The 25997-nt window shown below is 71.2% G+C and carries 22 protein-coding genes; 13 read left to right on the top strand and 9 right to left on the bottom strand.

Annotated features, from left to right (window positions below):
- Positions 1 to 43: 43 nt before the first annotated feature.
- Positions 44 to 2224, top strand: a complete 2181-nt coding sequence (locus KHP12_RS52965; RefSeq protein WP_344313883.1) for a SpoIIE family protein phosphatase — start codon at positions 44 to 46, stop codon at positions 2222 to 2224.
- A gap of 52 nt (positions 2225 to 2276) precedes the next feature.
- On the opposite strand, the gene KHP12_RS32200 is transcribed toward KHP12_RS52965, so the two are convergent.
- On the bottom strand, positions 2277 to 2924 hold the full coding sequence (locus KHP12_RS32200) for a TetR/AcrR family transcriptional regulator (RefSeq protein ID WP_086884539.1): 648 nt from the start codon (positions 2922 to 2924) through the stop codon (positions 2277 to 2279).
- Between the two features lie 126 nt (positions 2925 to 3050).
- Between KHP12_RS32200 and KHP12_RS32195 the strand changes: the two genes are divergently transcribed.
- Genes KHP12_RS32195 through KHP12_RS32185 form a run of 3 tightly spaced genes read left to right on the top strand, consistent with a single transcriptional unit; the run spans position 3051 to position 7249 of the window.
- Entirely contained in the window at positions 3051 to 3962 is a 912-nt protein-coding gene (locus KHP12_RS32195) for a shikimate dehydrogenase (RefSeq protein WP_086884540.1), read from the top strand.
- 2 nt (positions 3963 to 3964) lie between these two features.
- Positions 3965 to 5761, top strand: a complete 1797-nt coding sequence (locus tag KHP12_RS32190) for a bifunctional sugar phosphate isomerase/epimerase/4-hydroxyphenylpyruvate dioxygenase family protein (RefSeq protein ID WP_086884541.1) — start codon at positions 3965 to 3967, stop codon at positions 5759 to 5761.
- 54 nt (positions 5762 to 5815) lie between these two features.
- The gene (locus KHP12_RS32185) at positions 5816 to 7249 is read left to right on the top strand and encodes an Nramp family divalent metal transporter (protein ID WP_210609792.1); all 1434 of its coding nucleotides are present in this window, start codon (positions 5816 to 5818) and stop codon (positions 7247 to 7249) included.
- Between the two features lie 67 nt (positions 7250 to 7316).
- Here the strand turns inward: KHP12_RS32185 and KHP12_RS32180 are convergent, their stop codons facing one another.
- Positions 7317 to 9551: a transglycosylase domain-containing protein gene (locus KHP12_RS32180; RefSeq protein WP_086881647.1), complete on the bottom strand. Its 2235-nt coding sequence runs from the start codon at positions 9549 to 9551 to the stop codon at positions 7317 to 7319.
- 215 nt (positions 9552 to 9766) lie between these two features.
- Between KHP12_RS32180 and KHP12_RS32175 the strand changes: the two genes are divergently transcribed.
- From KHP12_RS32175 to KHP12_RS32155, 5 genes are all read left to right on the top strand, one after another.
- On the top strand, positions 9767 to 10723 hold the full coding sequence (locus tag KHP12_RS32175) for an SPFH domain-containing protein (RefSeq protein ID WP_086881648.1): 957 nt from the start codon (positions 9767 to 9769) through the stop codon (positions 10721 to 10723).
- Between the two features lie 47 nt (positions 10724 to 10770).
- Positions 10771 to 11019, top strand: coding sequence for a type II toxin-antitoxin system antitoxin (locus KHP12_RS32170; RefSeq protein WP_245011012.1), 249 nt, complete (start codon positions 10771 to 10773; stop codon positions 11017 to 11019).
- Positions 11020 to 11107: 88 nt separating this feature from the next.
- Positions 11108 to 11632 (top strand): PadR family transcriptional regulator, encoded by a 525-nt coding sequence (locus KHP12_RS32165; RefSeq protein ID WP_037960297.1) that lies wholly within the window; start codon positions 11108 to 11110, stop codon positions 11630 to 11632.
- On the top strand, positions 11629 to 12315 hold the full coding sequence (locus KHP12_RS32160; protein ID WP_086881650.1) for an ABC transporter ATP-binding protein: 687 nt from the start codon (positions 11629 to 11631) through the stop codon (positions 12313 to 12315). Before KHP12_RS32165 ends, KHP12_RS32160 begins: the two co-directional genes overlap by 4 nt.
- Positions 12312 to 14729: an ABC transporter permease gene (locus tag KHP12_RS32155; protein WP_086881651.1), complete on the top strand. Its 2418-nt coding sequence runs from the start codon at positions 12312 to 12314 to the stop codon at positions 14727 to 14729. The genes KHP12_RS32160 and KHP12_RS32155 overlap by 4 nt, the downstream gene beginning before the upstream one ends.
- Before the next feature lie 86 nt (positions 14730 to 14815).
- Here the strand turns inward: KHP12_RS32155 and KHP12_RS32150 are convergent, their stop codons facing one another.
- The gene (locus KHP12_RS32150; RefSeq protein WP_086881652.1) at positions 14816 to 15772 is read right to left on the bottom strand and encodes a hydrogen peroxide-inducible genes activator; all 957 of its coding nucleotides are present in this window, start codon (positions 15770 to 15772) and stop codon (positions 14816 to 14818) included.
- Between the two features lie 137 nt (positions 15773 to 15909).
- Here KHP12_RS32150 and KHP12_RS32145 point away from each other — a divergent pair, with 137 nt between their 5' ends.
- Entirely contained in the window at positions 15910 to 16464 is a 555-nt protein-coding gene (locus KHP12_RS32145; RefSeq protein WP_037960307.1) for a peroxiredoxin, read from the top strand.
- Between the two features lie 11 nt (positions 16465 to 16475).
- On the top strand, positions 16476 to 17015 hold the full coding sequence (locus KHP12_RS32140) for an alkyl hydroperoxide reductase (protein WP_037960309.1): 540 nt from the start codon (positions 16476 to 16478) through the stop codon (positions 17013 to 17015).
- 97 nt (positions 17016 to 17112) lie between these two features.
- Here the strand turns inward: KHP12_RS32140 and KHP12_RS32135 are convergent, their stop codons facing one another.
- From KHP12_RS32135 to KHP12_RS32115, 5 genes are all read right to left on the bottom strand, one after another.
- Positions 17113 to 18657 carry an AI-2E family transporter gene (locus tag KHP12_RS32135; RefSeq protein WP_086881653.1) on the bottom strand — a complete coding sequence of 515 codons (1545 nt, stop codon included), beginning with the start codon at positions 18655 to 18657 and terminating at the stop codon, positions 17113 to 17115.
- A gap of 142 nt (positions 18658 to 18799) precedes the next feature.
- Complete coding sequence (locus KHP12_RS32130) at positions 18800 to 19522, bottom strand: aggregation-promoting factor C-terminal-like domain-containing protein (RefSeq protein ID WP_455712905.1); 723 nt, start codon at positions 19520 to 19522, stop codon at positions 18800 to 18802.
- A 428-nt stretch (positions 19523 to 19950) separates the two neighbouring features.
- Positions 19951 to 21288 (bottom strand): RNA 5'-3' helicase PhoH2, encoded by a 1338-nt coding sequence (phoH2, locus tag KHP12_RS32125; RefSeq protein WP_086881655.1) that lies wholly within the window; start codon positions 21286 to 21288, stop codon positions 19951 to 19953.
- 396 nt (positions 21289 to 21684) lie between these two features.
- Positions 21685 to 22446, bottom strand: a complete 762-nt coding sequence (locus KHP12_RS32120; RefSeq protein ID WP_037950620.1) for an isoprenyl transferase — start codon at positions 22444 to 22446, stop codon at positions 21685 to 21687.
- Positions 22447 to 22742: 296 nt separating this feature from the next.
- The gene (locus tag KHP12_RS32115) at positions 22743 to 23489 is read right to left on the bottom strand and encodes a prepilin peptidase (protein WP_210609790.1); all 747 of its coding nucleotides are present in this window, start codon (positions 23487 to 23489) and stop codon (positions 22743 to 22745) included.
- Positions 23490 to 23573: 84 nt separating this feature from the next.
- Between KHP12_RS32115 and KHP12_RS32110 the strand changes: the two genes are divergently transcribed.
- Positions 23574 to 24044: a DUF192 domain-containing protein gene (locus KHP12_RS32110; RefSeq protein ID WP_086882807.1), complete on the top strand. Its 471-nt coding sequence runs from the start codon at positions 23574 to 23576 to the stop codon at positions 24042 to 24044.
- A gap of 104 nt (positions 24045 to 24148) precedes the next feature.
- Positions 24149 to 24556: a cold shock domain-containing protein gene (locus KHP12_RS32105; protein WP_037950628.1), complete on the top strand. Its 408-nt coding sequence runs from the start codon at positions 24149 to 24151 to the stop codon at positions 24554 to 24556.
- Positions 24557 to 24675: 119 nt separating this feature from the next.
- Here the strand turns inward: KHP12_RS32105 and KHP12_RS32100 are convergent, their stop codons facing one another.
- The gene (locus KHP12_RS32100) at positions 24676 to 25938 is read right to left on the bottom strand and encodes an SLC13 family permease (RefSeq protein WP_086882806.1); all 1263 of its coding nucleotides are present in this window, start codon (positions 25936 to 25938) and stop codon (positions 24676 to 24678) included.
- Positions 25939 to 25997: the final 59 nt, after the last annotated feature.

The raw sequence follows: 25997 nt of genomic DNA, 5'->3' as shown, positions 1-25997 counted from the left end.
GCACCCGGCGCAGCCGGAGCACGGCACACCGGAGGGCGAGCCTGTGTGGGACGCGGATCGCAATGCCGCAAGAGGCGCGTCGCGCCGGCCGGGAGCGAACGGCGGCACCGGCCCCGACGAGCAGCCCCCGGCCGCCCAGGGCGACGGACGCGGCCGGGAAGCGGCGCGCCGGGGCACCGGCGCGGGCGAGCATCCGGAGCGGCCGTGCGAGGCTTCCGCGACGGCCGGGGCTGGTGAAGCACATACGGCAACCGGATCTGGCGAGGCCCATGCGGCGGCCGGGTCCGGCGAAACGCATGCGGCGGCCGGGTCGAGCGAGTCCCACGCGGCGGCCGGGTCCGGCGATCCACACACAGCACCCGGATCCAACGACGCCCGCAGAGCATCCGGATCCGGCGACGCCCACACCGCGGCGGCCACGGCGGGTGAGGTCGCCTACAGCGCGCCGGAGGGCGGAGCGCCCACCGTGCCGCCCGCGGGCGGCTCCGCGGCCGCCGAGGCGGCCACCGCGCGGGACCGGAGCGGCGACCGGCTGCGGTTCGTGGGGGCCGCCACCCGCCGGATCGCCCGGGGCATCGACCTGGACGAGATCGTGCTGGGCCTGTGCCGGGCCACCGTGCCCACCTTCGCCGACGCGATCCTGGTCTATCTGCGCGATCCGCTGCCGGTCGGCGACGAGCGCCCGGTCGGCCCGGTGGTGCTGCGGCTGCGCCGCACCGACCGGATCCCGCTGGACCAGGACACCGACAGCGGCCGGCTGTCGCTGCTGCCCTCCCAGCCGGATCTGTCGCCCGCGGTGGGCGGCGGCCCGGCCGCCGAACTGTGCGAGGTGGAGGCGGGCGGCCCGCTGGCCGAGGTGCTGCGCGGGGTGCGGCCGGTCTTCGGCGACTCGCAGGCGGCCCGCGCCGCGCTGCCGGAACTGCTCGGCGAAGGGCCGTCGGTGGCGACCGGTCAGCGCACCGTGCTGGCGCCGCTGCGCGGCCGCCGCCGGGTGATCGGCGCGGCCGTGTTCGTACGCCGCCCGGACCGGCCGCCGTTCGAACCCGACGATCTGCTGGTGGCGGCCCAGCTGGCCACCCACACCGCGCTCGGCGTCGACAAGGCGGTGCTGTACGGGCGCGAGGTGTACATCGCGGACGAGCTCCAGCGCACCATGCTGCCCGACTCGCTGCCGCAGCCCACCGGCGTCCGGCTGGCCAGCCGCTATCTGCCCGCGGCCGAGACCGCGCGGGTCGGCGGCGACTGGTACGACGCGATCCCGCTGCCGGGCAACCGGGTGGCGCTGGTGGTCGGCGATGTGATGGGCCATTCGATGACCTCCGCCGCGATCATGGGCCAGCTGCGCACCACCGCGCAGACCCTCGCCGGGCTCGACCTGCCGCCCCAGGAGGTGCTGCACCACCTGGACGAGCAGGCCCAGCGGCTGGGCACCGACCGCATGGCCACCTGCCTGTACGCGGTCTACGACCCCGTCGCGCACCGCATCGTGGTGGCCAACGCGGGCCATCCGCCGCCGCTGCTGCTGCACCGGGGCGGCCGCGCCGAGGTGCTGCGGGTGCCGCCGGGGGCGCCGATCGGGGTCGGCGGTGTCGACTTCGAGGCGGTCGAGCTGGACGCGCCCGCCGGGGCCACCCTGATGCTCTACACCGACGGCCTGGTCGAGTCGCGGATGCGCGATGTGTGGACCGGGATCGAGCAGCTGCGGGAGCGGCTGACCGCCACCGCCCGGCTCACCGGCCCCAACCCGCCGCCGCTTGAGCCGCTGTGCGACGAGGTGCTGGACATGCTCGGCCCCGGCGACCGCGACGACGACGTGGCGCTGCTCGCGGCCCGGTTCGAGGGCATCGCGCCCAGCGATGTCGCGTACTGGTTCCTGGACCCCAAGGCGCAGACCGCCGGGCAGGCGCGCCGACTGGCCCGCCGGGCGCTGGCCCGCTGGGACCTCGACGATCTGACGGACGCGGTGGAGCTGCTGGTCAGCGAGGTGGTGACGAACGCGGTGCGCTACGCGGAGCGGCCCATCACGCTGCGGCTGCTGCGCACGGACGTCCTGCGCTGCGAGGTCGGCGACGATGTGCCGCAGCTCCCCCGGCTGCGCCAGGCCCGGCCGTCCGACGAGGGCGGGCGCGGGCTGTATCTGGTGAACCGGATGGCGCGGCGCTGGGGCGCGACCCGGCTGTCCACGGGCAAGGTCGTCTGGTTCGAGCTCGCGATGCCGTCCTGAGCCGACCCCGCCCCTCGCGCCGGGCCCTGCGCCGTACGGTCGCCGTACGGTTTCAGGCCCCGGCGCGGAGGTACGCCACGACCATGTCGCCGACCATCCGGCGGTAGTGGGCGCGGCGCCCCGGGTCCAGGGGGTCGCGGCCGAAGAGGGTGCCGAAGGTGTGCTGGTTGGCCACCGGGAAGACGGCGAATGAGCTGATCATCAGGTGGACGTCGACGGCGTCGGCGTCGCCCCGGAAGACGCCCTGCTCCCGGCCGCGGGCGAGGATCCCGGAGATCAGGTCGATCACCGGTGTGCCGGCCTTGGCCAGCGTCTCGGACTTGGCCAGGTGCTCGGCCCGGTGGATGTTCTCGATGGACACCAGCCGGATGAAGTCGGCGTGTTCGGTGTGGTGGTCGAAGGTCAGCTCGGCCAGGTGCCGGATGGCCTCGGCGGGGTCGAGACCGGTGACGTCCACGGCCTGTTCGGCCTCGCGGATGCCGGTGTAGGCGCGCTCCAGGACCTTGATGTAGAGCTGTTCCTTGCCGCCGAAGTAGTAGTAGATCATCCGCTTGGTGGTGCGGGTGAGGGCGGCTATCTCGTCGACGCGGGCCCCGGCGTAGCCGCGCTCGGCGAATTCGCGGGTGGCGACGTCCAGGATCTCGGCCTGGGTGCGGACGGCGTCGCGGAGACGGCTGTTCTTCGGCGGCTGATCGCTCATGCTGGGGCCACTCTACGTCCAGGGCTACGTCCAGGGGGTTCACAAGAGGGCGGTCCTGGGCCTTTACTGTCCACGCTACTAACGAACCAGTTCGTACATTAGTCGGGAAGGCGGGAGGTCGCCGGTATGCGGGGCAGCACGCGGCAGTCGCGGGGAGGCCGGGAGGGGCGGGAGTCCTGTCTGGTGGGGCTGATCGGATCCGGGGTGGGCCCCTCGCTCTCCCCCGCCCTCCACCAGCGCGAGGCCGACCGCCACGGGCTGCGGTATCTCTACCGTCTGATCGACATCGATCCGCTGGGGCTCGGCCCGGACGGGGTGGGCGAGCTGGTGCGGGCCGCCGCCCGGCTGGGCTTCGACGGGCTGAACATCACCCACCCGTGCAAGCAGACGGTGATCGAGCACCTCGACGGGCTGTCGGAGGACGCCGCGCTGCTCGGCGCGGTCAACACGGTGGTGTTCGGCGAGGACGGCCGGGCCATCGGCCACAACACCGACTGGTCCGGCTTCGCCCGCTCCTTCGCCCGCGGTCTGCCCGACGCGCCCACCGGCGAGATCGTGCTGCTCGGCGCGGGCGGGGCGGGCGCCGCCGTCGCCCACGCGCTGCTGACCGTCGGCGCCGACCGGCTGACGCTGGCCGACACCGACCCGGCGCGAGCTGCCGGGCTCGCCGAGACGCTGGCGACACGGTTCGGCGCGGCCCGGGTCCGTACCGTCGCGCCCGGCGGGCTCCCGGCGGCGGTCGGCGACGCCGACGGGCTGGTGCACGCCACCCCCACCGGGATGGCCGCCCACCCCGGGCTGCCGCTGCCCGTGGAGCTGCTGCGGACCGGGCTGTGGGTCGCCGAGGTGGTCTACCGCCCGCTGGAGACCCCGCTGCTGGCCGCCGCCCGCGCGGCCGGCTGCCGCACCCTGGACGGGGGCGGCATGGCCGTCTTCCAGGCCGCCGACGCCTTCCGCCTCTTCACCGGCCGCGAACCCGACGCCGAACAGATGCTCACCGACCTCTCCGACCTGCTCGAGCTCCCCGCCGGAGGCTGATCATGCGCAAGTCCATCGCCACCGTGTGCCTCAGCGGCACCCTCGAGGAGAAGCTCACCGCCATCGCCGCCGCCGGTTTCGACGGGGTCGAGATCTTCGAGAACGACCTGCTGGCCAGCCCCCTGTCACCGGAACGGATCCGGGACCGGGCCGCCGAACTCGGCCTGACCATCGACCTCTTCCAGCCGTTCCGCGACGCCGAGGCCGTGCCCGAGGACCTCCTGGCCCGCACGCTGCGCCGGGCCGAGAAGAAGTTCGCGGTCATGGAGCGGCTCGGGGCGGATCTGATGCTGGTGTGCTCCAGCGTCTCCCCCGCCGCCCTCGACGACGACGCCCTCGCCGCCGAGCAGCTGCGGCTGCTTGCCGAACGGGCCGCCGCCCACGGCATCCGCATCGCCTACGAGGCGCTGGCCTGGGGGCGGCATGTGAACACCTACGACCACGCCTGGCGGATCGTCCGGCAGGCCGACCACCCCGCGCTCGGCATCTGCCTGGACAGCTTCCACATCCTCTCGCGCGGTTCGGACCCCAAGGGCATCGAGGAGATCCCCGGCGAGAAGATCTTCTTCCTCCAGCTCGCCGACGCCCCGCTGATGGCCATGGACGTCCTCCAGTGGAGCCGCCACTACCGCTGCTTCCCCGGCCAGGGCGGTCTCGACGTGGCCGGGCTGCTGGAGCACGTCCTGCGGGCCGGCTACGACGGGCCGCTGTCCCTGGAGGTCTTCAACGACGTCTTCCGGCAGGGCGACACCGCTCGCACCGCCGTGGACGCGCTGCGCTCGCTGATCGCCCTGGAGGAGGCCGCGGGCCGCACCGATCTGCCCGCCCCCGTCGTCCCCACCGGCTTCGCCTTCGCCGAACTGGCCTCCACCGGCCCGGAGCTGCCCGCGCTGCTGACCGAGCTGGGCTTCGCCCGCACCGGCCGCCACCACTCCAAGCCCGTGGAACTGTGGGAGCAGGGCGACGCCCGGATCGTCCTCAACTCCGGGCTCGACGCCACCACCGGGCACCCCGAACCGGCGCTCGCCGCCATCGGCCTGGAGACCCCCGACCCGGCCGCCTCCGCGGGCCGGGCCCGGGCCCTGCTCGCCCCCGTACTGCCGCGCCACCGGGCCGTGGCGGACGCCCCGCTGGACGCGGTGGCCGCGCCCGACTCCACCGAGCTCTTCTTCTGCCGCACCGAACACCCCGACCACCCCAGCTGGACCGGCGATTTCACCCCGCGCGCCGCCTCCGCCTCCCCCGCCGGGATCACCCATATCGACCATGTGGCGCTCACCCAGCCCCGGCACCACTTCGACGAGGCGTCGCTGTTCTACCGCGCCGTCCTGGGGCTGCGGCCGCACGAGTCCCTGGAACTGGCCGATCCGTACGGGCTGCTGCGCAGCCGGGCCGTCTCGGGCGCCGACGGCTCGGTGCGGCTCGCGCTCAACGTGGCCCAGATCCGCCCGGGTTCGGGGCCGTCCGGCTCGCTGCGGCAGCACATCGCGCTGCACAGCCGGGACATCGTCGCCACCGCGCGCCGGCTGCGGGAACGCGGCGCGCCCCTGCTGCCCATCCCCGACAACTACTACGACGACCTCGAAGCGCGCCATGAGCTCGACCCCGGGCTCCATCGCACCCTGCGGGAGCTCGGCCTGCTCTACGACCGGGACGACAGCGGCACCTTCCTGCACCTGTACACGGCCACCGTCGGCCGGGTCTTCTTCGAGATCGTCCAGCGGATCGACGGCTACCAGGGCTATGGCGCGGCCAACGCGCCCGTACGCCTGGCCGCCCAGCACGCCCGCACCCGCTGAACCCCCCGATCCCCCTTGTCCCGATACGGCCTCGCCGTCCCCCGAGGAGCCGCCATGTCGTCAGCGTCGTCGACACCGTCCGCCCAGCGCCCGTCCCCCACCGCCGCCCCGCCCGACTGTCTCGATCTGCCCGATCCACCACCGCTGCGCACGATGGTCGGCCCGGGGGTCGTCGCCGTCGGGATCGGCATGGCGGCGGGCGAGATCATCCTCTGGCCGTATCTGACCTCGGTCGGCGGGCTCGGACTGCTGTGGCTCGCGGTGGTGACCCTGGCCATCCAGACCGTGATCAACCTGGAGATCGAGCGCTACACCCTGGCCACCGGGCAGACCGTGGTCGCCGGATTCTCCCGCTGGTCCACGGCGTGGGGCATCCTGATCTGCCTGGCCGGGGCGTTCCAGTACGTCTGGCCGGGCTGGGCCACCTCCGGATCGACCGTGCTCACCTATCTGACCGGCGGCGGCGATGTCGTCTGGATCACCGTGGGCTCGCTGGTGGGCTTCGGGGTGGTGCTGACCGTCTCACCGGTGGTCTACCGCACGATCGAGAAGGTCGAGCTGGTCAAGGTCATCCTGACGCTGTTCTTCCTCGCCGTCGTCGCGGTCGCCGTCATCGGGTGGCACACCTGGACCACGGCGGGCGAGAAGACCGTCACCGGCGCCGGCCGGATCCCGGACGGCATCACCTTCACCATGATCCTCAGCGCGCTGGGCGCCGCCGGGGCGGGCGGGGTGCACAACCTGGTGCTCAGCAACTGGATCCGGGACAAGGGTTACGGCATGGGCGCCCATGTCCCCAAGCTGGTCTCCCCCATCACCGGCCAGTCGGAGGCGTCGGGCGCCGACCGCTACGCCTTTCCGGAGGACGAGGCCAATCTGGCCCGCTGGCGGGTCTGGTGGCGGCGGGCCAACACCGAACACATCGTGTCGTTCTTCGTGATCTGCCTGGTGACGATCGGGCTGATGAGCATGCTCGCGTACGAAACCCTCTTCGGGCGCGACGATGTGGAGAACAGCCCGGAGTTCCTGCGGCTCCAGGGCGATCTGCTGGGGCAGCAGGTGGGCGACTGGCTGAAGATCCTGTTCTTCGCGGTGGCGACAGTCTCGCTCTGGGCCGCCTCGATCGGACTGCTCGACATCATCGGACGGGTGGTCAGCGACTTCGCCAAGCGCACCTACCTGCGCGACTCGGCCTTCTGGACCGAGGGTCGGCTGTACTTCGCGGTGGTGTGGGCCGAGGTCGCCATCGGCTCGGCGATCCTGCTGTCCGGGGTGAACCAGCCGATCGTGCTGCTGACCATCTCCACCTGCACCGCCTCCCTCGTCACCCTCGTCTACACGGCGCTGCTGATCCGGCTCAACCGCCGCGATCTGCCGGCCGCCGTACGGCTGCGGGGGCCACGGCTGGGCATGATGCTGCTGGCCATCGGCTTCTACGGCTTCTTCGCCCTCGCGATGCTGAAGAGCCAGATCGAGGAGAACTTCTGACGGCCGTACGGCCGTAGGGCTCCGTGATCCGGTGCGGGCGTGCCCAGTGGCACGCCCGCACCGGGCGTCACTGCTGTTGTCGGCGGAGGATGCCGCCGCCATCGCCGTCGCCCGAGGGCGAGCTCGACGGGTCGGGCGGGCTCGGGGAGTCGCCGTCGCCCGAGGGCGATGCCGACGACGAGGCGCTGGACGAGGCGCTGGACGACGGGCTGGACGACGGGGACGACGAGGGCGACTCGCTGGCGGACTCGCTCGCCGATGGGCTGGACGAGGGCGACTCCGAGGTGGCGCTCGTACTCGGCGACGGTGGCGGCTTGACCGCCGCTCCCATGTCGGTGTCCAGGTCGAACTTCGAGGCCTTGTCCCCCTTCAGCGCGGACTGGGTGTACGCGGCCCAGATCCTGGCCGGGAAGTCACCGCCGTTGACGCGGCCGCCGCCCGCGGTGCCCTTGAGCGAGACCTGCTTCTTCTCGCCCTCGCCGAACATGCCGACCGAGGTCACCAGGTCGGGGGTGTAGCCGGAGAACCAGGCCGACTTGTTGTCGTCGGAGGTGCCGGTCTTGCCCGCGACCGCCTGGCCCTGCTGGCGCACCGCCTGGCCGGTGCCGTCGTCGACCACCCCGGTGAGCACGGAGGTGACGGAGTCGGCAGCGCCACGGCTGATCGCCTGGCCGTTAACCGGATCGGGCAACTCGGGCCGCTCATCGCCCTTCTCGGCGGACTTCACGATCGCCGGGGTGACCTTCTTGCCGTGGTTGTCGAGGGTCGCGTAGACCCCGGCCATGTCCTTGGGGCTGGCGCCCATCACGCCCAGCGACATCGCGGGGCGCACGTCGAAGCCGCCCGCGTCCTTCTTCATACCGAGGTCGATGGCGGTGTTCTTCACCTTGTCCAGGCCCACGTCCACCGCCATCTGCGCGAAGACGGAGTTGACGGAGTTGTTCATGGCCTTCTGGACGGAGATGGGCCCGTAGGACTTGTTGTCCTCGTTCGGCGGGGCGAAGCCGGTGAGCGAGCCCTTGACCGGCCGCCTGCTGGTGCCGTCGTAGATGGTGCTCGCCGTGATCGGGGTGCCGTCCTGCGTGGTGGAGCCGTTCTCCAGCCCCGCAGCCAGGATCAGCGGCTTGAACGTAGAGGCGGGCTGGTAGTCCTCGCGGAGGGCGTTGTTGAAGTAGTGCTCGGTGTAGCCCGTGCCGCCATACATCGCCACGATGCCACCGGACTTGGGTTCCACCGAAACGGCACCCACCTGGGCGTACTTGTCGACCTTGCGCTTCTTCGGGTCCAGCTTGTCGGTCAGCTCCGTGCGGACCGCCTTCTCCAGCGCCTTCTGCTTCTTCTTGTCGATGTTGAGGGTGATCGTCCAGCCGCCGGCCTCGATCTCGTTCTCCGAGACCCCGGCCTTGATCAGCTCCTTGTTGGCGGCGTCGATGAGATAGCCCGCCTGGCCGTCGCGTCCGGGGATGGGGCGCGGAGGGACCGGGACGTCGAACTTCATGCCCTCGCGCTCGCTCTTGGACAGCCAGTCCTTCTCGACCATGTTGTTGAGGACGTAGTTCCATCGGGCCTTGACCAGCCGCTTGCCGTTGGGGCCCGCCGCCGACCAGTCGTACTGGCTGGGCGCCTGGAGCACCGACGCGAGATAGGCGCCCTGCGCGACGGAGAGGTCCTCGACGTCCTTGTTGTAGTACGCGCGGGCCGCGGCCTGGATGCCGTAGGCGCCGCGGCCGTAGTAGCTGGTGTTGATGTAGCCCGCGAGGATGTAGTCCTTGGACTTCTGCTGGTCGACCTTGAGCGAGATCACCAGCTCCTTCAGCTTGCGGCTGACGGTCTGTTCCTGGCTCAGGTAGTAGTTCTTGACGTACTGCTGGGTGATGGTGGAGCCACCCTGCTTGCCCCGGCCCAGCGCGGTGTTGATGAGACCGCGGGCGGTGCCGCTGAACGAGACGCCGGAGTCGCCGTAGAAGTCCTTGTTCTCGGCGGCGACGAAGGTGTGCTGCACCTTCTTGGGGATCTTGGACAGCGGTACGGACTCACGGTTGACGTCACCCGTCTTCGCCATGATCGTGCCGTCGCTGTACTTGTAGATGTTGGCCTCGGCCTTGGCCGCGGCGTTGGCGGGCGGAACCTCGACCAACAGATAGAGGACGAAGAACGCCCCGACGAGCAGCACGCCAAGCCCCAGGACGTACCCCAGCAGCCACTTCCAGGTGAAGAAGCGGCGTATCCCCCCCGACTTCGCCGCCCGCTTGGCTCTGCGAGCGCTCTTCTGCCGCGCGCGCCGCTCTTCCGCTCTACCCATCGCTCCCGCCGCTCCAGTCCGTAAGCCCCCCAGGCCAGCTCATGAAACTAACACCGCAACAACCCTCAAATGCCCATCGATCAAGCTTTTTCCGAAGGTGACAAAAAGCACCCGCCCCAAGGGAACTGACGGCTTACGGGCGCCAAGGGTTGCCACCGGCCCGTAATGTGCTATCACTTTGCTAGACGCACCACCGAACGAAGCGGGGAGCCTCCATGTCCGACGCCACCTCAACAGAGCCCATAACCGACCAGGCCGACATACCACCCCTCCCGGAGCCCCGGGTCCGGGAGCGGCCCGCGCACAACGTCAGCGGCGGGCTGGCCCTGCTCGGGGGCCTGGCCGGACTCGCGGGCGGCGTCGGGCTGATCCTCGCGGGCGCCGCCGTCGCCGCCGAGCACAAGGGCGCCTGGTCCACGCTGCTGATCGTCTCCGGCATCCTGGTGATCCTCGCCGCGATCCTCACCATGTGCGGCCTCAACACCATCGCGCCGGGCGAGGCCCGGGTGGTCCAGCTCTTCGGCCGCTACCGCGGCACCATCCGCACCGACGGGCTGCGCTGGGTGAACCCGCTCACCAGCCGGGAGAAGATCTCCACCCGGGTGCGCAACCACGAGACCGCGGTGCTCAAGGTCAACGACGCCTACGGCAACCCGATCGAGCTGGCCGCGGTCGTCGTCTGGAAGGTCGAGGACACCGCCCAGGCGATGTTCGAGGTGGACGACTTCCTGGAGTTCGTCGCCACCCAGACCGAGGCCGCCGTCCGGCACATCGCCATCGAGTACCCGTACGACGCCCATGAGGAGGGCGCCCTCTCGCTGCGTGGCAACGCCGAGGAGATCACCGAGAAGCTCGCTATCGAACTGCACGCCCGGGTCGAGGCGGCCGGTGTCCGCATCATCGAATCGCGCTTCACCCACCTCGCCTACGCCCCCGAGATCGCCTCCGCGATGCTCCAGCGCCAGCAGGCGGGCGCGGTGGTGGCCGCGCGGCGGCAGATCGTGGACGGTGCGGTCGGCATGGTCGAGGCGGCGCTGGCCCGGATCGCCGAGGAGGAGATCGTGGCGCTGGACGAGGAGCGCAAGGCCGCGATGGTCAGCAATCTGATGGTGGTGCTCTGCGGGGACCGCTCCCCGCAGCCCGTTCTGAACACGGGCACGCTGTACCAGTGACGGACGAGAGCGGGCGCACGGCACGACAGCCGCGGCAGCGCAAACAGATGCTGCTGCGGCTCGACCCGGCCGTCCATGACGCCCTCGCGCGCTGGGCCAACGACGAACTGCGCAGCGCCAACGCGCAGGTCGAGTTCCTGCTGCGCAAGGCGCTCGCGGACGCGGGCCGACTGCCCGGCGCGGCGCGCCCGATCCCACGCCGGGGCCGCCCGCCGAGGCGGCCCGCCGAGGGCGCGGAGGGCACGGACCCCACCGAGGGCCCGGAGGGCACCAGCCGCGAGCCGCGCCAGCCCTGACCCCAGCCGAACCCCCTCCGACCTGCGGCAACGCACGCCTCGGCGCAGCTATACACTCCAGGTATACGCATGGTGTAGAGTGCTGGGCATGTCAATTGGCCACACCCTGCTCGGACTCCTCGAAGGCGGCCCGCGCCACGGCTATGACCTCAAGCGAGCCTTCGACGAAAGATTCGGACACGACCGCCCGCTGCACTACGGGCAGGTCTACTCGACCATGTCCAGGCTCCTGAAGAACGGCCTGGTGGAGGTCGACGGCATCGAGCACGGCGGTGGCCCGGAGCGCAAGCGCTACGCCATCACCGACGCGGGCATCACCGATGTGGAGCACTGGCTCACCCAGCCCGAGAAGCCCGAGCCCTATCTCCAGTCGGTCCTCTACACCAAGGTCATCATCGCCCTGCTCACCGGGCGCGACGCGGCCGATCTCCTCGACGTCCAGCGCGCCGAACATCTGCGGCTGATGCGCGATCTGACCCAGCGCAAGCGCGGCGGCGACCTCACCGACCAACTCATCTGCGACCACGCCCTCTTCCACCTCGAGGCCGATCTGCGCTGGCTGGAACTCACCGCCGCCCGCCTCGGCCAACTCGCCAAGGCGGTGCGTTCATGACCCCGGCAGGCTCCTTGCTGATCGCCACGTCCCTGCACAAGACGTACGGTCACACCCCCGCCCTGGACGGTGCGGACTTCTCCATCCACCCCGGCGAGGTCGTCGCCGTCATGGGCCCCTCCGGCTCGGGCAAGTCGACGCTGCTCCACTGCCTGGCCGGGATCGTGAAGCCGGACTCCGGCTCCGTCCACTACAACGGGCGCGAGCTGACCGCCCTTTCGGACGCCGAGCGCAGCGGGCTGCGGCGCGGCGAGTTCGGCTTCGTCTTCCAGTTCGGCCAGCTCGTCCCCGAGCTGAGCTGTGTGGAGAACGTCGCACTGCCACTGCGGCTGAACGGCACCAAGCGCAAGGAGGCCGAGGCCCGCGCGGCGGCGTGGATGGAGCGGCTCGAGGTCGCCGATGTGGCCCACAAGCGGCCCGGCGAGGTCTCCGGCGGTCAGGGGCAGCGGGTCGCCGTCGCCCGGTCGCTGGTCACCGGGCCGCGGGTGCTGTTCGCCGACGAGCCGACCGGTGCGCTGGACTCGCTCAACGGGGAGCGGGTGATGGAGCTGCTGACCGAGGCCGCCCGGGAGTCCCGTACCGCCGTGGTGCTGGTCACCCATGAGGCCCGGGTCGCCGCCTACTCCGACCGCGAGGTCGTCGTCCGCGACGGCAAGGCCCGGGACATGGCAGGGGTCCGATGAGCGGCCAGGACGCCCCGGCGGAGGAGCCACGCTCCCGTGTCTCCGTCGCCCGCTGGGCCGCCGATCTGGCCATGGGCGGCCGGTTCGCGGTCACCGGCGGCCGGGAGAGCTGGGCCAGGACGATCATGACGGCGGTGGGCGTCGGCCTGGGGGTGGCGCTGTTGCTGCTGGCCTCCTCCGTCCCCCACATGTACCAGGAGCGCAATGACCGGGGCGACGCCCGCTCCGCGCTCAGCTTCATGGACACCGAGGTGAAGCCCGGCCCCGAGACGATCCGGATCGCCAGCGCGGGGACCACCTATCGCGACCGGGACATCGGCGGCATGGTCATGGCCCCCGACGGCAAGGGCAAGCCGCCCCTGCCGCCCGGCATTGACCGGATACCGGCCGCCGGTGAGATGTGGGTGTCCCCGGCGCTGAAGAAGCTGCTCGACTCCGACGAGGGCAAGCTGCTCCGGGACCGGTTCCCGTACCGCGCCATCGGGGTGATCGGCGACAGCGGCCTGTCCGGCCCGACCGAACTCACCTACTACGCGGGGATCTCCCAGAAGGCGTTCGGCCACGTCAACTCCAGCTATCACATCGACCACTGGGGCAAGGAGAAGAAGGGCAAGAGCGAGCCCCTGGACCCCGCGCTGCTGCTGCTGATCATCGTGGGCTGTGTGGTGCTGCTGCTGCCGGTGCTCATCTTCATCGCCACCGCGGCCCGGTTCGGCGGTGAGCGACGCGACCGGCGGCTGGCCGCGCTGCGGCTGGTCGGCGCGGACACCCATATGACCCGGCGGATCGCCGCCGGTGAGTCGCTCTTCGGCTCCCTCTTCGGGCTCGCCGTCGGCGCCGGAATGTTCCTGCTGGCGCGGCAGATCATCGGCAGCGTCGAGGTCTGGGGCATCAGCTTCTTCACCTCCGACATCGTGCCGAGCGCCCCGCTCGCCCTGGTGATCGCGGCGGCCGTGCCCGCCTCGGCCGTCATGGTCACGCTGATCGCCCTGCGCGGTATCGCCATCGAGCCGCTGGGCGTGGTCCGGAACGCCAAGCCCAAGCGCCGCCGTTTGTGGTGGCGGCTGCTGCTGCCGCTGCTGGGCATGGCTCTGCTGCTGCCGCTCGCGGGCGGCTTCGGGGCCGGCAGCGGCGGCGGTGGCAACATGAAGGCGTACCAGGCCGCGGCCGGTGCCGTCCTGCTGCTCATCGGCATCACCGCCCTGCTGCCCTGGGTCGTCGAGGCCGTGGTGGAACGGTTCGGCGGCAGGGGCTCGGTGCCCTGGCAGCTCGCCACCCGCCGGCTCCAGCTCAGCAGCGGCACCGCCTCGCGCGCGGTCAGCGGCATCACGGTCGCCGTCGCCGGGGCCATCGCGCTCCAGATGCTCTTCGCCAGCGTGGGGGCCCAGAACACCGAGGACACCGGCCAGGACCCGAACCGCGCCCAGCTGATGGCGAACGTCCCGGTGAGCGACGGCAACCAGGCCCGCGACGCCTTCGCGCAGTACCGTGCGACCAAGGGCGTGCGCGATCTGCTCGGTGTCACCGAGGACTACGTCTCCGATGTGCACCGCAGCAAGGACGACCCGTCGTCGGTCCCGGAGGAGGCCATCACCGTCGCCGACTGCCCCACGCTCCGCGAGGTGGTCCGCGTCACGAGCTGCAAGAACGGCGATGTCTTCCTCGTCGATTCGCCCAGCTACTACGGGGAAGGGAAGGGCTTCGCCAAACCGGGCGCCCAGGTCAACCTCGCCTACCGCGAGGACGGTACGCCTGACCTGCGCAAGAAGAAGCTGTGGACGATCCCCCGCTCGGCCACGAAGACGAAGCCCCGGCAGGACCCGACCGGAGGCGAACGCACCGGCATCTTCGCCACCCCCGGCGCCTTCGACGCCGCCGATCTGCCGGACCCCCAGGCGTCGGCCATGATCCGGCTGGACCGGAAGGTCCCGGACGGGGTCGAGTACGTGCGCAACACCAGCGCGGCGCTCTCCCCGGCGATGGATGTCATGCGGCTCACCAGCACCTCGCAGTCGGATGAGTTCCAGGCCATCCGCAAGGCCCTGTTCATCGGCGCCACCGCGACCCTGCTGCTCATCGGGGCCAGCATGATCGTGACCACCCTGGAGCAGCTCCGCGAACGCAAGCGGCTGCTGTCCGTCCTGGTCGCCTTCGGCACCCGGCGCACCACGCTCAGCTGGTCCGTGCTCTGGCAGACCGCGGTCCCGGTGGTGCTGGGTCTGGCCCTGTCGATCGCGGGCGGGCTGGCGCTGGGCGTGATGCTGCTGAAGATGGTCGGCCAGCCGCTGGCCGTGGACTGGACCGGCCTCTCCACCATGACCGGCGTCGGCGGCGGGGTCATCCTGCTGGTGACCCTGGTCAGCCTGCCGCCGCTGTGGCGGATGATGCGGCCGGAGGGTCTGCGGACGGAGTAGGAACTCCAGCCGTCTTCGGGGACCGTTCCCACCTGCGGGAACGGCCCCCGGTGGCATGTTCAGGCGGATCGGCCCCGCACGCATGTTCAGCGGGCGACCCGTACCGGCAGCGGCCGCAGCGCCTCCCGTAGCGCCTCCGCGAACGCCTCGAACTCCTCGGTGCGCGCCGCGCCCGCCCGCATGGCCAGCGCGATCCGGCGGGCGGGCGCCGGATCGGCGAAGTCGCCGGTGGCCAGATGGTCGTTGCGCGCGGTCTCCACCCGGAGCGCGGTACGCGGCAGCAGCGTCACCCCGAGCCCGCCCGCGACCAGCTGCACCAGGGTGGAGAGCCCGGCGGCGCTGGTGGTCACCGGGGTGCCCTCGGTGCGGCCCGCCTCACGGCAGATGTCCAGCGCCTGGTCGCGCAGGCAGTGGCCCTCGTCGAGCAGCAGCAGATCCAGCTCCTTGAGCGCCTCGCGGGGGATGTCATCGCGTCCGCCCAGCCAGTGGTCCCGCGGGGTGACCAGCACGAAGTCCTCGTCGAACAGCGGCAATTCGACCACCCCGGGCGCGCCGAGCGGCACCGCGAGCAGCAGCAGATCCAGGCGGCCGTGGGTCAGCCCCTCCAGCAGCGAGGCGGTCTGCTCCTCGTACACCTGGAGATCGAGCCGGGGGTAGCGCTGATGCACCAGTCGCAGCACGGTCGGCAGCAGATACGGCGCCACGGTCGGGATCACCCCGAGCCGCAGCACACCGGTGAACGGCGCCCGCGCCGCCTCGGCCTCCTCCAGCAGCTCCCCGACCGCTTCGAGCACGGTGCGTGCACGGACCGCCAGCCGCTCCCCCGCCGGACTGAGCAGCACCTTGCGCGTCGTACGCTCGAGCAACTGGACACCGAGTGCCTCCTCGAGCGCGGCGACGGCGCCCGAGAGCGCGGGCTGGCTCATCCCGATGGCGGCGGCGGCATCGCGGAAGTGCAGCTGCTCCGCAACTGCGACGAAGGCCCTGAGCTGGGAAATACTCGGCTGACGCGGTTTGCCGGGCGGTGTGGGTGATGCGGCCACTGATAGCCACCTCCAATCAACCCCACCGAGTGTAGCTATTTCACTGATCAATGCACTCTGTGCCAAGGTAGGACCGTCCAACCCCAGGAAACCCGGACGACCGGGTCTTTCCTACGCGAAAGCTGCAAGGAGTACGCGTGCTCACCGTCGGTGACAAGTTCCCCGAGTACGACCTGACCGCCTGCGTGTCGCTGGAGAGCGGCAAGGAATTCGAGCAGATCAACCACAAGACCTACGAGGGCAAGTGGAAGGTCGTTTTCGCGTGGCCGAAAGACTTCACTTTCGTGTGCCCGACCGAGATCGCGGCCTTCGGCAAGCTGAACGACGAGTTCGCCGACCGTGACGCCCAGATCCTGGGCTTCTCCGGCGACTCCGAGTTCGTCCACCACGCCTGGCGCAAGGACCACCCGGACCTGCGCGACCTGCCGTTCCCGATGATGGCCGACTCCAAGCACGAGCTGATGCGCGACCTCGGTATCGAGGGCGAGGACGGCTTCGCGCAGCGCGCCGTGTTCATCGTGGACCAGAACAACGAGATCCAGTTCACCATGGTGACGGCCGGTTCCGTGGGCCGTAACCCCAAGGAGGTCCTGCGGGTGCTGGACGCCCTCCAGACCGATGAGCTGTGCCCCTGCAACTGGAGCAAGGGCGAGGACACCCTGGACCCGGTGGCCCTCCTCTCCGGAGAGTGAGCTGATTCGCCATGGCACTCGATGAGCTGAAGTCCGCGCTGCCGGACTACGCCAAGGACCTCAAGCTGAACCTCGGTTCGGTGATCGGCAACTCGGACCTTCCCCAGCAGCAGCTGTGGGGCACCGTGCTGGCCTGCGCGATCGCCTCGCGTTCGGCGCGTGTGCTGACCGAGCTGGAGCCGGAGGCCAAGGCCAACCTCTCGCCGGAGGCGTACACCGCCGCCAAGTCGGCGGCCGCCATCATGGCGATGAACAACGTCTACTACCGGACCCGGCATCTGCTGTCCGACCCGGAGTACGGCAACCTGCGCGCGGGGCTGCGGATGAACGTCATCGGCAACCCGGGCGTGGAGAAGGTCGACTTCGAGCTGTGGTCGCTGGCCGTGTCCGCTATCAACGGCTGCGGAATGTGCCTCGACTCACATGAGCAGGTGCTCCGCAAGGCGGGCGTGGACCGCGAGACGATCCAGGAAGCCTTCAAGATCGCCTCGGTGCTTCAGGCGGTCGGCGCCACCCTGGACGCCGAGGGCGTCCTGGCCGCGGGCGGCTGACCCGAAGAGTCCCGTAGACACTCGAAGGGCGGCCCCACCGATCGGTGGGGCCGCCCTTCGGCGTTCGTCCATCGGCCCGTGGCACCGGGCCGGATCATCAGGCCCCGCCCTCCCCGGGCGGCGCGCCCGGCGGCAAGGTGGGCGCCGTACCGGAGGCGGTGGCGCCGTGCGGGCCCGGGACGGCGCGCAGGGCGTTCTCCTGGCTGTAGCCGCGCAAGTAGACGACCACCGTATTGGCGACCGCCACCAGCGGAACGGCCACCACCGCGCCGCCGATGCCGCCGATCAGCGAACCGGCCGCGACCGAGAGCACCACGGCCAGCGGATGGACCCGCACCGCCCGGCCGAGGATGAACGGCTGGAGTACATGGCCCTCGAGCTGCTGGACGGCCAGCACCACGATCAGCACCATCGCCCCCGTGAACACGCCCTGGGTGACCAGCGCCACGACCACCGCGAGCGCGCCGGAGACCACCGCACCGACCAGCGGGATGAAGGCGAAGAGGAAGATGAAGACGGCCAGTGGCACGGCCATCGGCACATCGAGGAAGAACAGCCCCACGCCGATGAAGATCGCGTCGATCAGCGCCACGATCACCGTGCCGCGCACATACGCGGTCAGCGTCGACCAGGCGCGCGGGCCCGCGCCCGCCACGCCCTCGCGGGCCCGGGCGGGGACCAGCTTGAGCGTCCAGTTCCAGATCTTCGGGCCGTCGTACAGCAGGAACAGCGTGGAGAACATCGTCAGCAGGATGCCCGTCAGCACCTCGACGACGACCGTGACGCCCTCCAGCCCCGCCGAGGTGATCTGCTCGGTGTTGGCGCCGACCGCCTCGCGCAGGCTCTTGGCCACATGGTTGATCTGCTTCTCGGTCACATGGAACGGGCTGTGCAGCAGCCAGCGGCGCAGATCGTCGATACCGGCCTGGACCTCGCCCGAGACCTCGTCGACGTTCTCCATGACCTGCCAGACCACGAACCACACGACCAGGCCCATGACGACGAATCCGGCGATGAAGGTGAGCGCGGTGGCCAGCCCGCGCGGCACACCGCGTCGGCGCAGCCGGGTGACGGTGGGCTCCAGCAGCGCGGTGATGAGGATCGCGACGGTGAAGGACAGCACCACCAGCTGGACGGAGCTGATGACGCGCATGAGCACCCACACCGTGCCGCCGAGCACCAGCAGCCGCCAGGCCGCCTCGGCGGCCACGCGGACACCCCAGGGCACGGCGGCCACCGGGTCGGGTCTGGCGGAGACGGCTGGGGCGTAGGCGGGCGGGGCGGGCACGCTGGCCGGCTGCTCCGGCCGGGCGGTCTCGCCCTCCCCGGCGGCGCCCTCGGGGGTCTCGGCGCCCTCGGGGGTCGGGGTCTCGGGGCTCGCCGGGCTCTCGGGGCCTTCCGGGCTCTTCCGGCCCTCGGCGCTTTCGGTGGCCCGCGCGCGCTCTTCGGATGGTCCGGGCCCCGGTCCAGGCCTCGGTTCAGCTCCCCGTTCGGGCCCCGGTCCGGGCCCCGGTGGCATCCGCGGGCCGGTGTCGCCGTCGCCCTCGCGCCCCCTCATCTCGGCCTGTTGGGATTCGAGCCGGTGGGCGAGCCGGGTAAGTCCGGTTCCCAGCCTGCCGATCCACTGCGGCAATTTGGACATTTCTCGTTTCCTACCCCCAGTTTCCCCCTAGGCCGTCAAGGAGACGTTACCTGCTGAGGATGCGCGAAACCCCCGACCTGAGCCGGGGGTTTCGTGAAGCGTTCGATGCTGGGCCGCTACCGGGCGGGGCCCGGTCGAAGGCTCAGTAGTGGCCGTTGGCCTGCCAGAACGACCAAGCGTCACACGGGCTGCCGTAGCGCTCGTTCATGTAGTTCAGGCCCCACTTGATCTGGGTGGCCGGGTTGGTCTGCCAGTCGGCGCCCGCCGAGGCCATCTTGCCGGCCGGCAGCGCCTGCACCAGACCGTAGGCACCCGACGAGGGGTTGCTGGCCTTGTAGTTCCAGGTGGACTCGTGGTCCACGATGTTGCTGAAGCACTGGAACTGGCCGCTCGGCACGATCTGCCGCGCCATCGCCTGGACCTCGGCCACGGTGTACGAAGCCTGCTGAGGGAAGCTGGAGGCGTCACGCGACGCCGAACGGCTCGCGACCTCCTCCTTCTTCTTCTCCTTGGCCTCGCGCTCCTTGGCCAGCTTCTCGGCGGCTGCCTTGTCCGCGGCGGCCTTCTTGGCCTTCGCGTCCTTGGCCGCCTGCTTGCGGGCTGCTTCCTCTGCGGACTTGCGCGCCTCCGCGTCGGCCGCGGTGGACTGGACGTCCGCCTGCTGCGTCAGGGATGCGGTCTGCGCGACGGCCTGCTGCCCAGCAGGTATGTCCGCAAGGAGCGTCGAATCGGCGGCGGTCGCCTCGATCGGGTCGGACGAGCCCTGCTGCTGCTGTCCGCCCGCGGCGACGCCGACGACGGCGCCCACAGTGGTGACCGCGGTGGCCGAAGCCACTGCGAATCCCCGGACCGAAATCCGGCTCACTCGGTTTCCTTCCAGCATCGCCCGCTTAGGTGACCTCGCGGGCGCAATCGTGCCCCTGGCGCTGTCCTCCCCTTGTTCCGTCCCCGGTGGTGCGATGGGGTTGGCTGGTCACGGGAGGCACGGGCCCGGTGGGGATCCCCCGCGGGAGATCCTCGAGGTGCTCGGGCGGCATACGGCGAACGCTGTTCAATTCTGTTACTGCTGATGCTCGGTACCGCTGGGGGTACTGGTGTGCCGTATGCGGGGCCTGACAGAACCCACACACTGCCGGACGCGGAGCCCCGTAGGCAATTCCCCGCCAGGTGTGAAAGCTCACATCCTGTTTACGCCCTAGGATTTCTGGAAATCCCCGCGCACCAAGACGCCGCGCGGCTAAGCTCGTTGGCTTTTCCGCGCGGCGCCCTGTGGCCGCAAACGACTCAACCGGCTCAGATGTGGCCGTCCTCCAGCATTTCGGTCACCAGCGCCGCGATCGGCGAACGCTCGGAGCGGGTCAGGGTGACATGCGCGAACAGCGGATGCCCCTTCAGCTTCTCGACGACCGCCACCACACCGTCGTACCGCCCGACGCGGAGGTTGTCCCGCTGCGCCACATCGTGGGTGAGCACCACCCGGGAGTTGGCGCCGATCCGGGACAGAACGGTCAGCAGCACATTCCGCTCCAGTGACTGGGCCTCGTCGACGATGACGAAGGCGTCATGGAGCGAGCGGCCGCGGATGTGCGTCAGTGGCAGCACCTCCAGCATCCCGCGCCCCACGACCTCCTCGATCACCTCGGCGCTGGTCACCGCGGACAGGGTGTCGAAGACCGCCTGTGCCCAAGGGCTCATCTTCTCGGCCTCGGTGCCGGGCAGATAGCCCAACTCCTGGCCACCCACCGCGTACAGCGGGCGGAAGATCATCACCTTGCGGTGCTGACGCCGCTCCAGCACGGCCTCGAGACCGGCGCACAGCGCCAGCGCCGACTTGCCGGTGCCGGCCCGGCCGCCCATCGAGATGATGCCGACCTCCGGGTCGAGCAGCAGGTCCAGGGCGATGCGCTGCTCCGCGCTGCGCCCGTGGATGCCGAACGCCTCGCGGTCGCCGCGCACCAGCCGCACCTGCCCGTCCGGGGTGACCCGGCCCAGCGCGTTTCCGCGCTCGGACTGGAGCACCAGGCCCGTGTGCACGGGCAGTCCGGCCGCCTCGGGGACATACGCCGTCTCGGCGGCGAACAGGTCGTCCACCTGTTCGGCCGAGACGGCGAGCTCCGCCATCCCGGTCCAGCCCGAGTCGGTGATCGCCAGCTCCGCGCGGTACTCCTCGGCGAGCAGCCCCACCGAGGACGCCTTGATGCGCAGCGGCAGGTCCTTGGACACGACGGTGACGTCGTACCCCTCGGCCTGCAAGTTTCTGGCGACCGCGAGGATCCGCGAGTCGTTGTCCCCCACCTTGCCGCCGTGGTTCAGGAAGGCGGCGGGGAGGATGCCCGGGTCGGAGTGGTTGAGCTCGACACGCAGCGTGCCGCCCAGTTCCCCGATTGGGATCGGGGCGTCCAGACGGCCGTAACGGACGCGGTACTCGTCCAGCAGGCGGAGCGCCTGCCGTGCGAAGTACCCGAGCTCCGGGTGGTGCCGCTTGGCCTCCAGTTCCGTGACCACCACGACCGGCAGCACGACTTCGTGCTCGTCGAAGCGGGCCATGGCATTGGGGTCGGCCAGCAGGACGCTGGTGTCGAGGACATAGGTGCGCCGGTCGTGCTCGCGGCGTTTCTTGCTGGTCACCACGGGTGGACGAACCCCCTCGGGAGAGGTTGGGGTGCGACGGCGTCGCGGGAGTGAGGTGTCCCCGCCGCAGACGGGGAACGGACCGGGCTCAGGCCCTACTGGGAGGGCCGAGCGCCGGCCCTCCGCGTCATACGCACGATCCGCACAGTCGTCCGTGTGCAAAGGGCCTCCCGGGCGAACGACCCGATGCCGTCCGCTGGCAGTTCGACGCCCAACTGGACAGGTGGGACAGGGCGTCGACCTGGAAGGGATATTCCCTCGAACGTGCGGGGGCATGCAACGGCATATGACGGCGCGGATATGAACGTTGTGAAACCAGCGCGCTGCACGGCTCGGGGCCGGACGCCGGCCGGCGTCCGGCCCCGAGCCGGTGAACTGCGGTACTACTAGCGGGAACTAGTTGCCGTACCTGCGATGACGGGCGGCGTAGTCGCGCAGCGCGCGGAGGAAGTCGACCTTGCGGAAGGCGGGCCAGAAAACTTCACAGAAGTAGTACTCCGAATGGGCACTCTGCCACAGCATGAAGCCCGAGAGCCGCTGCTCGCCGCTGGTGCGGATCACCAGGTCCGGATCGGGCTGCCCACGGGTGTACAGGTGTTCGGAGATGAGGTCGATGTCGACGATCTCGGCGAGCTCCTCGAAGGAGCTGCCCTTGGTGGCGTGGTCCAGCAGCAGCGACCGCACCGCGTCGGCGATCTCCTGCCGTCCGCCGTACCCGACGGCCACGTTGACCAGTATTCCGTCGATGCCCTCGGTGTCCCGCTCGGCCTCCTTGAGGACCGTCTGGGTGCGGGAGGGCAGCAGATCGCGGTTGCCGACGTGGTGCACCCGCCAGCGGCCGTCGGCGGCCAGGTCGCGGACCGCGCCCTCGATGATGCTCAGGAGCGGTACCAGCTCCTCCTCGGGGCGGTCCAGGTTGTCCGTGGAGAGCAGCCAGAGCGTGACGACCTCGACGTCCGTCTCGCTGCACCAGCCGAGCAGCTCCTGGATCTTGCTGGCGCCCGCCTTGTGGCCCTGCTCGGTGGTGCCGCCGGCCGCGCGGGCCCAGCGGCGGTTGCCGTCGAGGATGACGCCGATGTGCTTGGGCACCTGGGCGTGATCGAGGCGGCCTTCCACCCGGCGTGCGTAGAGCCCGTACACCAGGTCGCGCAACTTCACGTCTTCCAGCCCCTCAGTGCTTCACATGGCTCGCCATGGCAGTCCGCCCCAAGGCCGACACCCTACTGCGGGGCAGGGGGACTGGCTAACCGGGACGGCCGAATGATCGCATCCCGTCACGCTTCGTAGCCGACCGTGTGGGATACGTGCCGCCCTTTTGGGCCCCAGAAGCCCGGAATAGAGCGGGCCGGTCCGTGGGGGGGGAGTACGGACCGGCCCGAGGGGGGCTTCCACCATAACGCTTCGTGAGGGGATGTCCATGCATCTCGGCGCGGCCGTCCCTCCGCGCGCCGATGTCATCCGGCGCCGAGCGCCCCCAGCACCAGTCCGGCGCCCGCCCCGAGGATCATGAACGGGCCGAACGCCATCGCGGTCCGGCGCCCGGCCCGCCGGGTCAGCACCAGGCCCACGGCGCAGCAGGAACCCAGCAGCAGCCCGGCGAGGGCGCCCACGAAGAGCACGTCCCAGCCGTACCAGCCGAGCGCGACCCCGAGGGTCAGCGCGAGCTTGACGTCGCCGAACCCCATCCCGCTCGGGCTGATCAGGAACAGCACCAGATACGCCCCGCCCAGCACCGCGCCGCCCAGCAGCGCCCGGGTCCAGGACCCGGCGCTGTGCGGCAGCAGCGCCGCCGCGCCGAGCAGCGCCGCGGCCCCGCCCGCCATGGGCAGGGTGAGGACGTCCGGCAGCCGGTTGACCGCCAGGTCCACGGCCGTGAGCAGCACCCCGAGCGGCACCAGCAGCAGCCACACGGCCAGCTCGGGGCGCGCGCCGACGGCCGCCGCCAGGCCCGCGCACACCAGCGCGGTGAGCACGGCGGCGAGCACCGGGCCGGTCCCGTAGTCCCGCTCGCCGTCCCGGCAGCCCGAGCAGCGGGCGGGGCCCAGCCAGCCGCGCGCCGGGCCGGTGAGCGCGTGCCCGCGCGGACAGGCGCCGCGCCAGGGCTCCTCCGGCTCGACGGCCAGCCGGTAGAGCGGGCGCGGTACGAGCAGCCCGGCGGCCGCGCCGTACGCGGCGGCGAGCACGATCAGCAGCGGTTGCACGGGCCGAGCCTACGGAAGCGACCGGCCGGTGGAACACTGCCGGGACGGGCGGACGGCGTGGAACGGGCGAAGGGGGCGCGGGTCATGGGCCGCTGGCGGGACGGTACGGGGACGCTGCTCGTGGTGGGCGGCTCGGGCGGCGCGGACGGCGGCTCGGGCGGCGGCCCGATGGGCGCGAAGGAGGACCCGGGGGGCGTGGCGGGCGGCGCGGGGCGCGCGAAGGCCATTCCGCTCACCATCGCCGCCTCCTACCGCGCCCGCGCCCGCGGGCTGCTCGGGCGGGACGGGCTGACCGGCGCGCTCCTGCTCACCCCCGCGAGCGGGGTGCACACCTTCCGGATGCGGTTCGCCATCGACGTCGCCTATCTGGACCGGCACCTCACCGTCCTGGACGTCCACACCCTGCGCCCCGGGCGGCTCGGGCGGCCCCGGCTGCGGTCCCGTCATGTGCTGGAGGCGGAGGCGGGCGCGTTGGAGCACTGGGGCGTGCGGCGGGGCGTGCGCGTCGTGATCGCCCCCGGCCCTTCAGCGTCGCCGCCACCTTCTGTACGCTGACGTCTCGGTGTCATGGTTGGGACACCCTCGATCGGTCATGGTCAGGACACCCTCGATCGCGGTCGAGGTCATCGAGGTAGAGGTATAGGGGTAGGGGTAGCACGGTGACGACCACGGGCAAGATTCTGCGTTTCGACGAGTTCCGCGGCTACGGCTTCATCGCTCCGGACGACGGTGGCGAGGACGTCTTCATGCACGCCAATGACCTGCTGGACGAGAAGCACCTGTTCCAGCCCGGGTCCAAGGTGCGGTTCGTTCCCGAGTACGGCGACAAGGGGCCCAAGGCCTCCGAGGTGCGCATCGTCGAGCGTGCCGCAGCGCCGGTCGTACGGCCCTCCGCCGGTCCGGACGGCGACGACACCATGTGCGATGTGCTGTCGGTCACCGAGTTCCGGCAGGAGCTGACCGAGGCGCTGGTCGAGGTGGGCGGCAGTCTGACCGCCGACCAGATCAAGCAGGTGCGCAGGCGGGTCCTCGAGATCGCCCAGGCGCACAACTGGATCGAATCCTGACATTGGATCGAATCCTGACATCAGGCCCTCTCGGGTCCTGACAGCAGGGTGAGGGGCCGCCGCCGCGACGAACCGTCGCGCCGGCGGCCCCTCGGCTTTCGGTGCGCCCCAGCCGAGCCTCAGCTTCCGGTGACCCTCAGCATCGCCCACATCGCCGCCGTCGCGGCCACCACGGTCGCCGGTGCGGTCAGCAGCCCCAGGCGGGTGAACACCCCCAGGTCGGAGCCGGTCTCCGGGTCGTGGCGGTGGACTATGCGCCGCCACAGCAGGGTGGCGAGGGAGCCGACATAGGTGAGGTTGGGGCCCAGGTTGACGCCGATCAGCACGGCGAGCACGGGCCCGGGGCCGCCACCGGAGGCGATCGGCAGCAGCGCCAGCACGGCGGGCAGGTTGTTGATCAGGTTGGCCAGCACCGCCGCGACCGCCGCGATCCCCAGCAGCGCGTGCAGGCTCGCCCCGGTGGGCAGCACCTGGCCCAGCGCCTCCTGGAGGCCGCCCGCCAGCACGGCCTGGACCACCACCCCGAGCGCCAGTACGAACAGGCAGAACAGCGGCCCGGTCGCCCCGATCGCCTCCCTTACGGTCGCCCGGCGGTGCCGCAGCGCCCTTACGGTGAGCACGAGGGCGCCCGCCCAGGCCGCCCACTGGGGGTCGAGGCCCGCCAGCGAGGTCCCGACGAACCCGGCGAGGGTCAGCAGCAGCACCGTCACCGCGAACACCGGCACCCGGGGCCAGTCGGCGGGCGGGGGCTCGCTGGTCCCGGCGGCCAGATCGTCGGCGAAGAAGCGGCGGAAGACCAGGTACTCGATGCCGATGGTCACCAGCCAGGCGGGCCCCATCAGCACGGCGAACCGGGTGAAGGAGACCCCGCCGGCCTCCAGGGCGAGCAGATTGGTGAGGTTGGAGACCGGGAGGAGCAGGGACGCCGAGTTCGACAGATGGGCGCACGCGTACACATGCGGCCGGGACCGCGCCCCGAGCCGGGCCGCCGTGGCGAACACCACGGGCGTGAGCAGCACCACGGTGGCGTCCAGGCTCAGCACGGCGGTGACGGCGGCCGCGACGGCGAAGACCCCGCCCAGGAGCCGGTCCGTACGCCCCGCGCAGGCCCGCGCCACGGCCTGTCCCGCCGCCTCGAAGAGCCCCTCGTCCGCGCACATCCGGGCCAGCAGCAGCACGGCGGCCAGAAAGCCCACGACGGGCAGCAGCTCCCAGGCCTCCGCCCAGGCCCGGGCGGGCGAGACCGCCCCGATGGCCACCACGATCCCGGCGGCGGGCACGGCCGCGACCGCTTCCGGCAGGCCCCGGGGCCGTACCACCGCGAAAGCCAGTACGCCGAGGAGCAGGGCGACAGCAAGGGTCTCGGCGACGGCGGTACTCAGAACTAACTCCGGCGAAGGGTGCGATCAACACACCCATGATGCGGCATCGGGCACCGCGA

It is taken from the genome of Streptomyces asiaticus (genome assembly GCF_018138715.1).
Classification (GTDB): domain Bacteria; phylum Actinomycetota; class Actinomycetes; order Streptomycetales; family Streptomycetaceae; genus Streptomyces; species Streptomyces asiaticus.
Note: the sequence above shows the minus strand (reverse complement) of the source record. Positions and strands in the feature narration are given on the sequence as shown.